Origin of the sequence: Polynucleobacter wuianus, assembly GCF_001659725.1 — a bacterium.
Taxonomy (GTDB): Bacteria; Pseudomonadota; Gammaproteobacteria; order Burkholderiales; family Burkholderiaceae; genus Polynucleobacter; species Polynucleobacter wuianus.
Map to the genome: position 1 here is coordinate 481,788 of NZ_CP015922.1, position 13,368 is coordinate 495,155.

General features: G+C 45.3%; 17 protein-coding genes. All 17 read left to right on the forward strand.

The window, feature by feature from the left end; translation table 11 throughout:
- The first annotated feature begins 14 nt into the window (after positions 1–14).
- The 17 genes from A8O14_RS02580 (at position 15) to A8O14_RS02665 (ending at position 13,354) form a co-directional block, all read left to right on the forward strand.
- Positions 15–851, forward strand: a complete 837-nt coding sequence (locus tag A8O14_RS02580) for a TatD family hydrolase (protein WP_068949679.1) — start codon at positions 15–17, stop codon at positions 849–851.
- 115 nt (positions 852–966) lie between these two features.
- The gene (locus A8O14_RS02585) at positions 967–3,387 is read left to right on the forward strand and encodes a DNA internalization-related competence protein ComEC/Rec2 (RefSeq protein ID WP_407675304.1); all 2,421 of its coding nucleotides are present in this window, start codon (positions 967–969) and stop codon (positions 3,385–3,387) included.
- 246 nt (positions 3,388–3,633) lie between these two features.
- A complete protein-coding gene (locus tag A8O14_RS02595) occupies positions 3,634–4,980 on the forward strand; it encodes a tyrosine-type recombinase/integrase (protein ID WP_068948082.1) in 1,347 nt (448 codons plus the stop codon).
- 26 nt (positions 4,981–5,006) lie between these two features.
- Positions 5,007–5,330 carry a type II toxin-antitoxin system RelE/ParE family toxin gene (locus A8O14_RS02600; protein ID WP_068948083.1) on the forward strand — a complete coding sequence of 108 codons (324 nt, stop codon included), beginning with the start codon at positions 5,007–5,009 and terminating at the stop codon, positions 5,328–5,330.
- Positions 5,327–5,623, forward strand: a complete 297-nt coding sequence (locus A8O14_RS02605; protein WP_068948084.1) for an addiction module antidote protein — start codon at positions 5,327–5,329, stop codon at positions 5,621–5,623. The genes A8O14_RS02600 and A8O14_RS02605 overlap by 4 nt, the downstream gene beginning before the upstream one ends.
- Positions 5,616–5,900: a HigA family addiction module antitoxin gene (locus A8O14_RS02610; protein ID WP_068948085.1), complete on the forward strand. Its 285-nt coding sequence runs from the start codon at positions 5,616–5,618 to the stop codon at positions 5,898–5,900. Before A8O14_RS02605 ends, A8O14_RS02610 begins: the two co-directional genes overlap by 8 nt.
- Positions 5,901–5,986: 86 nt before the next feature.
- On the forward strand, positions 5,987–6,418 hold the full coding sequence (locus A8O14_RS02615) for a hypothetical protein (RefSeq protein ID WP_068948086.1): 432 nt from the start codon (positions 5,987–5,989) through the stop codon (positions 6,416–6,418).
- Positions 6,415–6,819: a hypothetical protein gene (locus A8O14_RS02620; protein WP_068948087.1), complete on the forward strand. Its 405-nt coding sequence runs from the start codon at positions 6,415–6,417 to the stop codon at positions 6,817–6,819. Before A8O14_RS02615 ends, A8O14_RS02620 begins: the two co-directional genes overlap by 4 nt.
- Positions 6,816–7,121 (forward strand): S24/S26 family peptidase, encoded by a 306-nt coding sequence (locus A8O14_RS02625; RefSeq protein WP_068948088.1) that lies wholly within the window; start codon positions 6,816–6,818, stop codon positions 7,119–7,121. Before A8O14_RS02620 ends, A8O14_RS02625 begins: the two co-directional genes overlap by 4 nt.
- 292 nt (positions 7,122–7,413) lie before the next feature.
- On the forward strand, positions 7,414–8,238 hold the full coding sequence (locus A8O14_RS02630) for a hypothetical protein (RefSeq protein WP_068948089.1): 825 nt from the start codon (positions 7,414–7,416) through the stop codon (positions 8,236–8,238).
- A gap of 130 nt (positions 8,239–8,368) precedes the next feature.
- Positions 8,369–8,557, forward strand: a complete 189-nt coding sequence (locus tag A8O14_RS02635; RefSeq protein ID WP_068948090.1) for a helix-turn-helix domain-containing protein — start codon at positions 8,369–8,371, stop codon at positions 8,555–8,557.
- The gene (locus A8O14_RS02640; RefSeq protein ID WP_228385099.1) at positions 8,554–8,967 is read left to right on the forward strand and encodes a hypothetical protein; all 414 of its coding nucleotides are present in this window, start codon (positions 8,554–8,556) and stop codon (positions 8,965–8,967) included. The genes A8O14_RS02635 and A8O14_RS02640 overlap by 4 nt, the downstream gene beginning before the upstream one ends.
- Positions 8,957–9,517: a hypothetical protein gene (locus tag A8O14_RS02645; protein ID WP_068948091.1), complete on the forward strand. Its 561-nt coding sequence runs from the start codon at positions 8,957–8,959 to the stop codon at positions 9,515–9,517. Before A8O14_RS02640 ends, A8O14_RS02645 begins: the two co-directional genes overlap by 11 nt.
- 11 nt (positions 9,518–9,528) lie before the next feature.
- Positions 9,529–9,966 carry a hypothetical protein gene (locus A8O14_RS02650; RefSeq protein WP_145915328.1) on the forward strand — a complete coding sequence of 146 codons (438 nt, stop codon included), beginning with the start codon at positions 9,529–9,531 and terminating at the stop codon, positions 9,964–9,966.
- Positions 9,963–10,412 carry a hypothetical protein gene (locus tag A8O14_RS02655; protein WP_068948093.1) on the forward strand — a complete coding sequence of 150 codons (450 nt, stop codon included), beginning with the start codon at positions 9,963–9,965 and terminating at the stop codon, positions 10,410–10,412. The genes A8O14_RS02650 and A8O14_RS02655 overlap by 4 nt, the downstream gene beginning before the upstream one ends.
- Positions 10,412–10,864 carry a DUF1566 domain-containing protein gene (locus A8O14_RS02660; protein ID WP_068948094.1) on the forward strand — a complete coding sequence of 151 codons (453 nt, stop codon included), beginning with the start codon at positions 10,412–10,414 and terminating at the stop codon, positions 10,862–10,864. The genes A8O14_RS02655 and A8O14_RS02660 overlap by 1 nt, the downstream gene beginning before the upstream one ends.
- 12 nt (positions 10,865–10,876) lie before the next feature.
- Positions 10,877–13,354 carry a phage tail tape measure protein gene (locus A8O14_RS02665; protein ID WP_068948095.1) on the forward strand — a complete coding sequence of 826 codons (2,478 nt, stop codon included), beginning with the start codon at positions 10,877–10,879 and terminating at the stop codon, positions 13,352–13,354.
- Positions 13,355–13,368: the final 14 nt, after the last annotated feature.

Sequence of the window (13,368 nt, forward strand, 5' to 3'; positions counted from 1 at the left end):
GAGCAAGACATCCTATGTGGATCGATACTCACTGTCACTTAGATGCACCAGAGTTCTCAAACTCTTTGGCATCAATTGTTTCTGCGGCAAAAGAAAAGAACGTTCAAGCCATTTTGTTGCCTGCAGTAAAAGCAGTAGATTTCCCCCAAGTTAAAAAGCTTGCGGCTCAATATGGGAATGAAATTCCTGGCCTTGTGTACACACTAGGCATCCATCCCCTCTATACCAATCAGGCTCATGAAGAAGACATACCTTATCTTGAAGAGCAGATTATTCAGTCACTTTCTGATCCAAGGTTTGTAGGCATTGGCGAGGTCGGTCTTGATTATTTTGTGGAGGGCTTAGATCCTCATAAGCAGGAATCTTTTTTTCATGCTCAATTAGATCTCGCTCAAAAATATCACTTACCAGTCATTTTGCATGTGCGTCGCTCGCAAGATGCTATTTTAAAGGCGTTAAGACGTCGCAAGATTGCTGGTGGAATTGCCCATGCATTCAATGGTAGCTTTCAGCAGGCAGAACAGTTTATTGAATTGGGTTTTAAATTGGGCTTTGGTGGTGCAGCAACTTATGAGCGAGCGCTTCAGATTCGTAGGCTGTTAATTGAGCTCCCTCTTGATACCATTGTTACTGAAACGGATTCTCCTGATATTCCGCCTGCTTGGTTGAGGGAGGAGGGAATCAAGTTTAATGAGCCTGCGTTTGTGTCTAGGATCGCCAAAGAGTTAGCTGCTATTCGTGGTATCAATGACGTTGAATTTGCTTCAGCAGTTTGGCGTAATGCTATGCAGGCATTGCCGCGTTGGTCAGTTCTCAGTGCTGACAATCCTCATTTAACTCTCGCTTCTTAAATTCTTGCGCTTAGCAATTACGGCGTTCATCGCCGGGGGATCACTCCTTTTCTTTTTGCCACAAGTCCCGTCCGTATGGCTAGTAGTCTGCTTATTGATTGGGTTCCTATCTTTATTGGTTTTATATCTAAGCCCAAGAGTCAAATGGCTTCGCAAAATTTCTATTTGCATCTTGTTATTTACCGTTGGCTTTGCCTGGAATGCGCACTATGCAGAAAGTCGTTTAAAAAATATCCTTGCCGAAGAATTGGAGGGCAAAGAATTTAGTATTGAAGGAAGAATTATTGCTCTTCCGCAAAGCAGTTCAGCGGGCGCTAAGTTTGCATTTGAGATTGATCATCTTTCGTTTGGGAAAGAGCAAGTCAGTACCTTTCCTGAAAGGATTTATCTCAGTTGGCAGCCAGCTTGGCGAAGTCATCAAGAGATTCCTCAAATTATTCCTGGCCAACGCTGGAGACTCAAAGCAAAACTCAAAAGACCCTATGGGAGTTTAAATCCCTACACCTTTGACTTTGAGCGTTGGTCTTTTCATCAGAACTTTGGTGCCAGCGGTTCTGTAAAGTCTGGCGAACTCTTAATGGCTCAAGACATTGGCTTTACTGAATTTGAACTTCGTATGGAGTTGGCGCGCTGGAAGTTACGTGAGAAGATTCGTTCACTTTTACCAAGAGATGCTCGCTATGCTGGAGTCATCATTGCGTTAGTCATGGGTGATCAGAATGCGATTGAGCAGGATGATTGGCAAGTTTTTAATGCAACAGGCATAGGACATCTCATTTCTATTTCTGGATTGCATGTAACTATGTTAGCGGGGCTTGGTGCATCTTTTGCTGCATTCCTCTGGCGCCGCCGTCTTTGGCCACTCATTATTCCGGTAAGTAAGGTTGCAGCAGCTGCAGGATTTGTTACCGCTTTTTTCTATGCTTGGCTAGCAGGCTTTCAGATACCAGCACAAAGAACGATGTATATGGTTGGCGTTGTGGCTTATGCCTTATGGACTGGCAGAAATCCAAGGTCGTTTGATATCTGGTGGTGGGCACTTGCATTTGTCTTGCTCATCGATCCGATGGCACCCTATACACCAGGATTTTGGCTTTCATTTGGGGCGGTTGCAGCCATTCTATTTGCCATGAAGGATTCTTCCGGTTTATTGGGAATACCTACAGGGAAAGAGCTTGATGTTCATTGGTCAAATCGAGCTTTGCAGGCTCTAAGGGAGGCTTGCAGAGTACAAGCAGTAGTAACAATTGCCTTGCTACCTTTTACTTTGCATTGGTTTTATCAATTTTCGCTTGTTTCACCAATTGCTAATGCTGTAGCTATTCCCTTAGTGAGTTATGTTGTGACGCCGTTAGCAATTGCTGGAGCGCTACTACCGGAATTTATTGGGCGCTGGCTGTTGCTGCCAGCGCATACGTCCATGGAATATCTTGCTGCATTACTGGAGTGGATGGCGAGCTGGAGTTGGGCGGTTGTGTGGTCGAGGCAACCAGACAGCTGGCTATTATTAATCTCAGGCATAGGAATTATTTATGCAATCCGTCCAGGAGCATTGAAGGATTCATGGAGGCCAAGAGTATTTGCGCTGCTTCCAGCTTGCCTCCTTTTTATGCCAGCAGTGGGCTTGATTAATGAATCTATTAAGCCAGGAGAGTTCAGAGCGACAGTCTTGGATATTGGTCAGGGTACCGCTGTATTGATTGAGACGGCTAAAAAGAAACTGCTTTATGACACCGGACCGATTCAAGGGAAAAGAGATGATGCTGGTCAACGTGTGATCTTGCCGTATTTGCGTGGCAGGGGAATTGATCGAATTGATCGCATGGTTATTAGTCATAGCGACAGCGATCATGTAGGTGGCGCAGCCTCGGTACTTAAGCAGATTGCATTTGACTCGATGATGGGTTCGTTACCAAATAACAATGCGCTGTTATTGAACTTGCAGTCAAGAAAAATACCGAGCATTCCATGTCGTTATGGCCAGCATTGGACTTGGGATGAAGTGGACTTTTTGATTTGGCATCCTCACGAAGAAACACTTTTTCAAAATCAATACTCAATGAAACCGAATGAAATGAGTTGTGTACTAGAGGTGCGCAATAAAAATAGTTCTTTTTGGTTGACTGGAGATGTTGAGAAGCGGGGTGAAGAAGAAATCTCGGACCGCTTGGATCAAAGCGCCTTGAATGCGATAGGAGAACGAGAATTAATTTTCATGGCACCACACCACGGTAGCAAAACTTCCTCATCGATTGAGCTGTTAACAAAATTAAGTCCTAGCGTTGCCTTTGCTCAAAATGGCTACCGTAATCGTTATGGACATCCGCACCCAACCATTACTGCTCGCTATGAGAGTTTGGGCATCCCTTTTCTTCAAACGCCCAAGACAGGTGCTCAAATTTGGAATTTTGGGCGGCATCCAGGGGCTTTAGTAAGCTTTCTGAGGTGGGATACCAAGCGTTTATGGCACCGAAATGCAGGTCACCTTGGGGTTCCACCCAGATTATTGGAGGGCAAAAAAGCAAAAAGCCCTTAAAAATTAAGGGCTTAGTACGTAATTCTTGGTTGCGGGGGCAGGATTTGAACCTACGACCTTCGGGTTATGAGCCCGAATAAAATGGGGTTTACCCGTATTTCTCTATATTCCCACTTAAACCATAAAACCCTTTATTTACATGGTTTTGCGGACAATCCCATAATTTAAGTGTTGCGATGTATTCCCATATATTGCTATTATAAGGTTACATGGCGGTTACATGAAAACCTTCGGGATATAAACGGGATGGCTAAAAAAGAGAATTTCACGGCTGGCAGGGTTGAGGCTTTCAAGTGCGAGACTGGTAAAGGTCAATCAATCCTATGGGATGGCAAGTCTGCTGGATTGGGCTTAAGGGCTACTGCCGCAGGGGCCAAGTCTTATATCTTTCAAACCAAGTTACACGGTAAGACTCTGAGGCTCACTATTGGCGATGTGCGCACCTACACAATCAGCAAGGCCCAAGCTGAGGCTAACCGACTGAAGGCATTAACCGACCAAGGTATTGACCCTAGAGAGCTGGCCAAAGCCAAAGAGGAGCAAGCGCAGGCCAAAGTCGCTGAAGAAAAAAGCAAAGAGCTGTTAGTAAGCGAGGCGTGGAATGAATACCTCGAATACCAAAAAGACAAGATGACGCGCCCGCATATTGAGCGCGGCAAGAAGTGGGGAGCTAGGCACTTAAAAGACCATGAGAATTTATCTCAGGCTGGCGGTGAAGATAGAAAGCGCAGTAAGGAGAAAACTAAGGCGGGCGTTTTATATCCGCTTATGGGCAAGCGTATGGCTGACATTTCAGCCGACACCCTCAAGGACTGGCAAAAGGTGGAAGCCTCAACAAGGGCGAACAATGCCCGCCAAGGTTTTGAAATGTTTAGAGCCTTTTGGCGTTGGTGCTCAATCAGGCCTGAGTATTTAAAAATTATTGATGTGAACGCAGTAGAAAGTAAAGAGCTACGCGATGAAGTGCCAAGTCGCAAGACTAAGCGCTTTGATGTATTGGACCGCGCCCAATTAAAGCCATGGTTTAAAGCGGTCACATCTCTTAATAGTCCGGTAGCTAAAGCCTATCTGCAAGCCTTAATCTTGACGGGCGCGAGGCGTGAAGAAATGGCAAACCTTCAGTGGGCTGATGTGGATTTTCAATGGAATGTCTTATGGCTCAAAGACAAGGTGGAAGAGCAAGGTAGAAAAATTCCTTTAACGCCTTACCTTAGAAGTCTCATTGAACCTTTGCCAAGACGCAATGAATGGGTGTTTAGTAGCCCCAGCTCAAAAGAGGGTAGATATATCGACCCCAGCGTTTCTCATCATCGTGTTTTAAGCCTGGCTCAATTGCCGCCAGTAACTATTCATGGATTGCGCCGTACCTTTGCTTCACTTGCTGAATGGGTAGAGATGCCCGTGGGGATTGTTGCTGAAATCATGGGCCACAAGCCAAGCGCAACCGCTGAGAAACACTATAAATCACGCCCCCTTGAGTTGCTGGGGATTTGGCATACCAAGTATGAGGCATGGATTTTGGAGCAAGCAGGGATTGAATTTAAGCCGCAAGAGGGCGCGCAACTACTTAAGGTGGTTGGTGGTACAAATTAGTTGGCAGTATTCCAAAAGATACTATAATGAAACTCAAGATATACACCGATACGCAAGGCAATGCACCTTTTGAAGATTGGCTTCATGGCTTAAAGGACATTCAAGCAAGGGCAAAGATTCGCGCCCGACTAGCTAGAGTGGAAGCCGGAAACCGCGGGGACTGCAAAGCGTTGCGCGCAGGGGTTCAAGAATTGAAACTTGATTACGGCCCAGGATACCGGGTGTATTTAAGTAGGCAAGGTGATGAGATTGTTTTATTGCTATGCGGTAGCGATAAGAGTGACCAAGACCGAGCCATTAAGCGGGCCATTGAGTATTTGGATGATTGGAAAAAACGAGGTAAGCCATGAGTAAACGAGATAAAAGCTACGAGGACAGTTTAGCCCTATCGCTAACAGACCCAAAAGAGGCGGTAGCGTATTTAGATGCTGTTATGGAGCTAGAAGACCAAGGGGCGCTTTTGGTGGCATTGCGACAAGTTGCCAAGGCTCACGGCATGGCAGAGGTAGCCCGTTGCGCATCACTAGGTGAGAAGACATTGTTTAAGTCATTGGCTGAGGGTGGTAATCCAACACTAGACACCATGAATAGAATTTTGCATTCCGTTGGTTTAAGACTGAGCGTGGCAGAGCTTCATGCGTAACCCAGCCCATCCTAGCGAAGTATTGCGGGAATGGATGCCCGAGAATTTAACGGTAACGGATGCGGCTGAGCAATTAAAGGTCTCGCGCCCAACCTTTTCCAAAATATTGAATGGGAAAGCTGGAATTTCTGCAGACATGGCATTAAGGCTATCGGCTTGGCTTGGCACTTCGCCAGACCTATGGCTAGGTATGCAGGTGCAATGGGATTTATGGCAAGCAAAGAAGAATCGCATTCCAAAGATTAAGCGTTTGGTAGTGAGCAGTAAGGGAGCCTGACCCTAACAGGCAAAAGCGATGGTGGAGAGCTGTTCAGAGCAAACCACCATCTAACCACAATGCATCACTTAAAGGAGGCCTGCATCATGGCTAAGATTGATTTTAAAGAGAATGGTAGTAAAGGTGTAGAAAGAAGCAAAGACGGCGCTCAGGAGGCGAAAGAGCCCATCATTATTGGGGCATTCTCCCCAGCAAAGGCATTGCTTCAGATGGTGGATAAATTTGGAGACCAGCTATCAGCAAGTGATTTGCGTGCGCTAGATTCGGACCAATGGTATGTCAGCAGTTTGGCAGAGCAATGGTCTGAGGTAACTAGCAACCTCTCGGTATTTATATCTGACGACCATCATAAGGCCAAAAATGGGAAATCATCCATTGGGCTTTATGCAACTTGCAGTCAATCGACCCCCAATCTACTTTTATTAATTAGTCGTGGTTTTGAAGAGATTGATTGCTTGATAAGACTCAATGAAATTACTCAAGAGTGTTTGAATGATTTGAAGGGAGAGTCAGCATGAGCCGCGCAAATAGCAAAGCCTCAGCAGAGCAATCAAACCCAGCTAATTTTTTCGAGGGTGTGTCAATCCGTCCGCTAGACCGATTGGCTCACCTCATACATGAGCACGGCGATACCTTTAGCGATAAAGATTTAAGTGGCTTCAATACTATCCTTGAGTGTGAGGCACATGGCACTAAAGAGCTTATCTCAATGATTTGTGGAGCACTTGAAGAAGTGCCAAATATTGATGGCGATAAGGTGTCATTCAGCGACCTTTATTTAACGGTTCAACGCTTAGTTTCAGCCCTATCCGTTGCCAATAACAAATTAAGCGAGTTATCAGACTTAGCCTTAGTTTGCTCTTACGCCAACAGCAAAATAGAAATGCGCCTCCACACATTGAAGGGGGAGCGGTCATGAACAATCAATTCAATCTCTCATTCGTAGTCAAAGGCAATGCCTTAGCTCCCAGATTGCGTGATGGTGAGCGCGTTATCGTTGATACACGCTTAAAGCCTGATACAGATGATGACGTTGTATTAGTCGCTAAGGATGGCTCTACTAATGTTTTTTGCTTAGAGGGTATCGCTCTTAATGGTACGTCTTACTTTCAATCTTTGCAAGGTGATAAACCTTTTCATTTAAAGCCTAAAGACATTAAGGCCATGTATGTAGTTGTTGCCGTTCAATTCGTAAAAGAGCGGGCACGTTGTGACCATTAACCCTAAACCCTTCAAAGTTCGATGCATTAAAGCCTTACTGCTTGACCGAGACCACAAGGGCGCGTTTCTATTAAAGCGCTTCAAAAGTGGGCGGTATTTGCTGGTCCCGATACAGGAGCAGGCGGGTTAGTTGTTGGTGATTTATCGGTCTTTGCGACACCTTGAAACGGCGCGCTCGCATTGAGATAATTGGCTTTAACGCGTGGCTAGGGTAGCTCCCGAAAGTCGGACACTTTCATTCGATGAAGCCACGCGCCCCCAATGAAAGATTGCGCTAGAAAGGGTGCAGGTTATGAGTAATCAAAGAAATTTTTTATACCTTGATGAGGTAGCCAAGCGATTGGAAAGTGATGAGCGCCGCGTAATTGACCTAATTCTTGACGGCTCTTTAACGCTATCTGCTGAATTAGCTGGCGCAATCCCTTATGAGCGTGGCACAACCTTAAGCAATGATGTTCCTGAGAATTTTGGGTCTCAACATGAATTTATAGACGGGCGTTTTATTGAATTTGATGAGACCTTAAGAATGGTTTCCAATTGCAATCCTGATTTTGTCCTGGAGAGTGGCAACTTAGTCCAGGTATTAAAGGTAATGCGTTCACAACTGTCGACCAATAAGGTCTCGAGCGTTGAAACTTCTCTAGTCAATACCATTCTGATTGACTCCGAAGGTACATATATCAGGATGGTTGAGTTGATTAGTGGTGAGTGGCACCCATCATTTCATGTGCCTAATGATGTTTCCTTGGTAATTAAAAAAGAAAACCTAGATGCATTTATGGCTAAGGTGCAAGGTTCTAAAGTGATTGATAGAGGCGAAGCTCTCAAGCCTATGGATAGTAAAAAATATATCCCCAAGGGACATAGCAAATTTAGGGATGCAATTACACCCGTAATTATTGACGCATATAACGAGTGTCTTATTAGGGCTGATGTTGTTGGCAATGCAGACGTACACAGTATGCTTGCATCTTGGGCCGGCAACATAGAAAAAAAATCTCAATATCCGACCTTAATCGGAGAAGCTGAGGGTGAGATTAAATGGCAAGGCTCATCCAATACCGAATTTCTTAACATTAAGAAACTTGGGGATAGACTTAGAAGATTAAAGCAGTAATTTAGCGCTTAACGGCGATGCTTGGCGATGGTTGGCGATGGTTGGCGCTCTAGCATTGGCATACCTAAACATGATGAATATTGTCTACACATACCGAGCAATCGGGTTATGTATAGGAGATTTAAACATCATGGAATTACAAAAAGTTTTAACCACTCAAGAGTTTGCCGATACTCTTAAATGCTCGCCAAAAACGGTACGCAAAAACTACTGTATTACCGGAGTCTGCTACGGCATCAAGCCTTTAAAGGTCGGTGCCCGTCTGTTATGGCCCACCTCTGAGGTTGCCAAGCTTTTAAATGGTGAGGTGGTCGCATGAAAAAGCAGGCAAGAAAAAACCCAAAAGCTCTTGCAGGGGCTAATGGGTCGAATGAACAAAAGCAATTAAATCTCTTCAAGACAAATATTAACCCAAAATCAATTTATTTTTTGGGTACTGACAATCCTCGTCATATTCGAGTCTTGAAGGCGCTCGCAAAATTCAAAGAAATCTCACGCACCTCAATTGATGAAATTGCCGGAGCCTCAAACGGTCCTGAGCTCTTAGCTGAATTGCGTCGCCGTGGATTGGGTGAGATGCACCTTAAATGCGAGCGCAGGGAGCGTCTTGATAGGGATGGGCGACCATGCAGGCCCGGCTATTACTCATTGAGCCCAGAAGGAAAAAAATGCATTGGACGATGGTTATTTAAAAATGGTCATGCGAAAGGCGGTCAGCATGGCGGATAAGAAACGTAAAGCCCCAGCCTATCAAGAATACGCAAGCGACATATTGGCTAATCGCACCTATCGCTTGATGACACTCCAGGAGAAGGGTTTGTTTGACCTTCTCCGGCGCGAGTGCTGGGTTAATGCAAGTGTGCCCTCAGACCCTCCAAAGCTGGCCCGTTATTTGGGATTGCCAGCCGACGAGGTGGATGGTGCGCTCAGCCAGTCGGTTCTCTCTTTCTTTGAGATTAACGATGGTGAGTTGAGAAGCCCTGATTTAGACCAATACAGACAAATTCTCAATGAGCGCAATAAAAAGCAATCCGATGGTGGTTCAAACGGGGGAAAAATTACCCAATTAAAGCGTAAAGGAAGCCTTGAAGCCAACCTTCAAGCTACCCCTAAAGCTTCATTAAAGCTCCTGAGTAGAGATGAGATGAGTAGAGATGAGATGAGTAAAGACGAGCTTGTATTAAAAGAAGTTAACTCTCTTTCAAATAATTCATTAGATACAGAACTACAAGAGTGGCTTGATGACTATGAGCAATCTCCTTTATGCCAATTAAATTAAGAAAGAAAAAAATGAACGAACAATTAACGCAGATTTATGACATGGCTTATGCCGTGTTGAATGATGAGGTTCGCATTGAGCAAAAAAATTGCGGGGAGACTGATTTGGTCATCCTTCATCGAATCCATGTAAAGCTACTCGCCGAGGAAATGGGGCTCACGGCACCGGACAATACCGCCCACATGAGCGAAGTGGTCGAGGCAGAAATATCAGAGCTCTTTTGGGGTCTTGAGGACCACTTGCAAAGTGTCTGCAATGATAAGCACATGGACCCTGACCACATGGTCGAAGCCAGGAACCTTTACAACAAACTCTATTCAATTTGCCGTCTCATTGGACTAGACCCCGCCTCATTGAGTAATCTTAAAAACAATAAGGCAGAGGCCACACCAACAAGCAAGCCTCCAGCACCGAAGGCCAAGCAAGCTGAGCAAGGGGTTTTGGTATGAAGCAAATACACCCAAACCAAACCAAAACAATCGCTACGGGGCGCGAGACCAATCTTGCACTCAATGTCATGTCCACAGAAAACAAACTCGCTGGGAGCCATTTAGCGCCCTTTAGTAACCCAACAAATAATTTAAAAGGATTAAAAATGTCTACAAAAATCACCATCGCCGACCAAGAATTTACTTTGTCATCCATTCCGCTAGTTGGGATGGTAAAGATAATTAATCATATTGACAAAGTAGGTCAAGAATTTAACGCCGACACAGTAGATGCTTTGATTGATGGCCTTTATTTTGGAGTGAAACGCAATCACCCCGAAGTCAATCGTGAACTTTTTGAATGGAATATAGATGCCTCTAATATCGGGGTGCTGCTTAAGGCCTTTCAAGAAGTCAACGCATCTACTTTTGGTAAAAAACAGGCCATAGTTAAGGGGAAAAAATAATGAACCTCTTTTCTAAATTAAAAACCCAAATATTGAGTGGGGTAAAAAGAGTTCACCTCAGGGCTAAAGAATATGGGCTTTCCCTAGCATTAGGTGAGCGTTATGTCGGAATCATTTATGACAAGAACGGCAAACCTCTGCATCACCTTGTTCTCTTGCAAGAGCCAGTCAATGAGATGACATGGCTGGGAGCCGCTCGATGGGCCAAGTCTATCGGCGGCTTGTTGCCAACAATTCAAGAGCTAATCCTGATTTTCAATAATCATGAATCTAGTCTTGATGCTCAGTGGTATTGGTCATCCGAAATCCACCCTCAAAACGAGAAAAGCGTTTTTATTGTTCACCTGGGCAGCGGTGAGCAAACAGTGACCTACAAGATTGACGAACTTGCCACTATCGCAATTCGAAGAATTCCAATTTTTAGCAACCAAAATCCATCCATCGTTCATTAAAGGAGAGCAAATATGGCAAATGACGCACAAATTATTATCGGGGCAGATACCTCGGAGCTAGTAGCGGCAATGAAAGAGGCCCAAGCCTCGGTTTCCTCCGCAATCGGCGATATGAAGGGTTCCCTTGGAGGTCTGGGTGATTCATTCAAAGTGCTGCAAGGCGCTATGGTTGAAGTCGCTGCGGTTCTCGCAGGTGGAAAATTGTTTAAGGAAGCAGTAGATGCTTCACTTGAAGAAGTTGCAGCAGTTAAGCAGCTTATTCAGGTCATGGGAATGACTACGGATGAAGCCGCCAAGCTCAATATTCAATTGGGTCTTGTTGGAATCTCTACCGAAGATTACACAAGCATGGCGATGAAGCTGGATAAGCAACTTCGCACCAATGAACAAGGACTTAATCGATTAGGTGTTCAAACCAGAGATTCAAAAGGCGAATTGCTTGACCAAAAGACCATCATGGCTAATGCCGTAGCAACCATGAACGAATACAAGGCCGGAACCGATAGAAACGTAGTAGCACAGCAATTTTTTGGTAGGGCCGCCCAAGAAGCTAACCAGCTTAGCAAGATGACTTTGGAATCTGAGGCAGAAGCCAATAAATTACGCGCCGCCGGAATTGGACCAACCAAGGAAAGCATGGAGGCCGCCAAGCAATACAAACTGGCCATGAATGAAGCCAAGGAGGTTACAGGCTACTTTGCTAAGAACATGGGTGAGTCCGTTATCCCTGCACTTACCGATGTAGCCAAGGGCGTATCAGAAATGGTCATTGCCGCCATGCCATTGATTAAAGGATTCTTTGAAGCCTTTGGTGAGGCTGCCTCTGCCGCTGGCGCCGTAGTCAAGGAAGCATTTATCGTGATTGGTGAGGTAATCAAAGGGGCGTTAAGCATTATTGATACCTTTGTCTCCGTGATGACGGGCGGTTTATACAGCGCAGGCAGCGCCGTTACGGCCTTCATGATTACTTTTGAATTCTTAAAGCTCGGAATCCTGACGGTTTCGGAGGCAATCAAGACTTCAATTCAATCTCTAGTTACCCTAATTCAATCTTTGGGAGTTGTGATTGTCAAAGCTCTTAACTTTGATTTTGCTGGAGCCGCTACTGCCTGGGATAAAGGCATGGCTGAAATTAAAGGAGCGGCAGCTAAGCACTTAAAAGCGCTGCGTGACGATGTTAAGGACACGGGAAAATCACTCCATAAAATTATGTCTATTACGAAAGATGCACCTGAGAAGCCGCCCGCTGGAACTAAATCAGCCCCAGCCTCCGGTAAAGAATCAAAAATGGGTGAGTGGGAATCTAAGCTCGCAGAAGCTAAGGTTTACTACCAGCAAGAAAATGATTTGCGCGAAATGTCCAAAGAGCAGGAAAAGGCGTACTGGGCAAATATTCTAGCGACTCAAAGAATGACAGCCCAAGAAAAGACGGCCGTCACTAAGAAGATTGCTGAGGCGGACTTAGAAATTTTAAAGAAAGCCGCTAAAGACCGCAAGGGATTGACCGAGCTTGAGATTAGCGACTCTGAAAAATCAGCATTAGACTCGCTCAAGATGGAAGAGGAGCTCAACAAGCGCAAGTTTGAAACAGGTCAAATCACTGCCGCTCAGTCTTTAGCAGTTGCGCAAGACTTTGAAAGTCGTAAGTTTGAAATCATGCAAGCGGCTCAACAAGCTCGCATAGAAGCGCAAAAGCTCGACCCGACTCAAGACCCAGTTGCGCTGCAGGCGCAAAAAAACAAGCTACTAGAGATTGAGCGCCAGCACGCGCTACAGGTTGAGCAAATCAATACCCAAATGGCTAAGCAAGCGAAGGATGATTGGTCAAAAATGTTTGAGCCAGTCACTAGCGCAATTAGTCAGTCTATAAACGGCATGATTGCCGGTACGCTGACATTGAAAAAAGCCATTAGCAATCTATTGCAATCCATCATTGCCGAATTTGTAAATGCTGGCGTGAAGATGGTCGCAAATTGGGCGGCTACTGAATTGGCTAAAACAGGGCTATCTAAAGCGGGCTCAATAATTAGGTCTGCCTTAGGAATGACCGAGGATATTTCGATAGCAGAGGCAAAGAGGGTTGAGGGTAATGCCGTGGTTGATGTCAATACGGCAGAGATGGCAACGGGTGCCGCGGCTGCGCTTGCTTCTATTCCTATCATTGGCCCCGAGTTAGCGGTTGCTGCCTATGAATCGATGATGGCTTTAGGTCAGGGCTCTAAGGCGCTATTCTCTGCCTCGGGTGGCTTTGATATTCCAGCCGGAGCAAACCCATTGACTCAATTGCACGCAAGCGAAATGGTATTACCAGCGCACATTGCCAACCCATTGAGAGACTCATTATCTGGTGGCGGTATGGGCGGAGATACGCATTTACACGTTCATGCAGTTGATTCTCAATCAGTAGAGCGCCTGTTTAGAGATAACGGCCACTTACTAGCCCGTGAAATGCGCCGTCAAGCGCGAAACTTTGCGCCAACGAAAGCCTAAGCGGGTTTGTATCA

Coding starts and splice junctions, on each gene's coding strand:
- A8O14_RS02580 (WP_068949679.1), top strand. CDS start 15: ATGTGGATCGATACTCACTGTCACTTAGATGCACCAGAGTTCTCAAAC.
- A8O14_RS02595 (WP_068948082.1), top strand. CDS start 3,634: ATGGCTAAAAAAGAGAATTTCACGGCTGGCAGGGTTGAGGCTTTCAAG.
- A8O14_RS02600 (WP_068948083.1), top strand. CDS start 5,007: ATGAAACTCAAGATATACACCGATACGCAAGGCAATGCACCTTTTGAA.
- A8O14_RS02605 (WP_068948084.1), top strand. CDS start 5,327: ATGAGTAAACGAGATAAAAGCTACGAGGACAGTTTAGCCCTATCGCTA.
- A8O14_RS02610 (WP_068948085.1), top strand. CDS start 5,616: ATGCGTAACCCAGCCCATCCTAGCGAAGTATTGCGGGAATGGATGCCC.
- A8O14_RS02615 (WP_068948086.1), top strand. CDS start 5,987: ATGGCTAAGATTGATTTTAAAGAGAATGGTAGTAAAGGTGTAGAAAGA.
- A8O14_RS02620 (WP_068948087.1), top strand. CDS start 6,415: ATGAGCCGCGCAAATAGCAAAGCCTCAGCAGAGCAATCAAACCCAGCT.
- A8O14_RS02625 (WP_068948088.1), top strand. CDS start 6,816: ATGAACAATCAATTCAATCTCTCATTCGTAGTCAAAGGCAATGCCTTA.
- A8O14_RS02630 (WP_068948089.1), top strand. CDS start 7,414: ATGAGTAATCAAAGAAATTTTTTATACCTTGATGAGGTAGCCAAGCGA.
- A8O14_RS02635 (WP_068948090.1), top strand. CDS start 8,369: ATGGAATTACAAAAAGTTTTAACCACTCAAGAGTTTGCCGATACTCTT.
- A8O14_RS02640 (WP_228385099.1), top strand. CDS start 8,554: ATGAAAAAGCAGGCAAGAAAAAACCCAAAAGCTCTTGCAGGGGCTAAT.
- A8O14_RS02645 (WP_068948091.1), top strand. CDS start 8,957: ATGGCGGATAAGAAACGTAAAGCCCCAGCCTATCAAGAATACGCAAGC.
- A8O14_RS02650 (WP_145915328.1), top strand. CDS start 9,529: ATGAACGAACAATTAACGCAGATTTATGACATGGCTTATGCCGTGTTG.
- A8O14_RS02655 (WP_068948093.1), top strand. CDS start 9,963: ATGAAGCAAATACACCCAAACCAAACCAAAACAATCGCTACGGGGCGC.
- A8O14_RS02660 (WP_068948094.1), top strand. CDS start 10,412: ATGAACCTCTTTTCTAAATTAAAAACCCAAATATTGAGTGGGGTAAAA.
- A8O14_RS02665 (WP_068948095.1), top strand. CDS start 10,877: ATGGCAAATGACGCACAAATTATTATCGGGGCAGATACCTCGGAGCTA.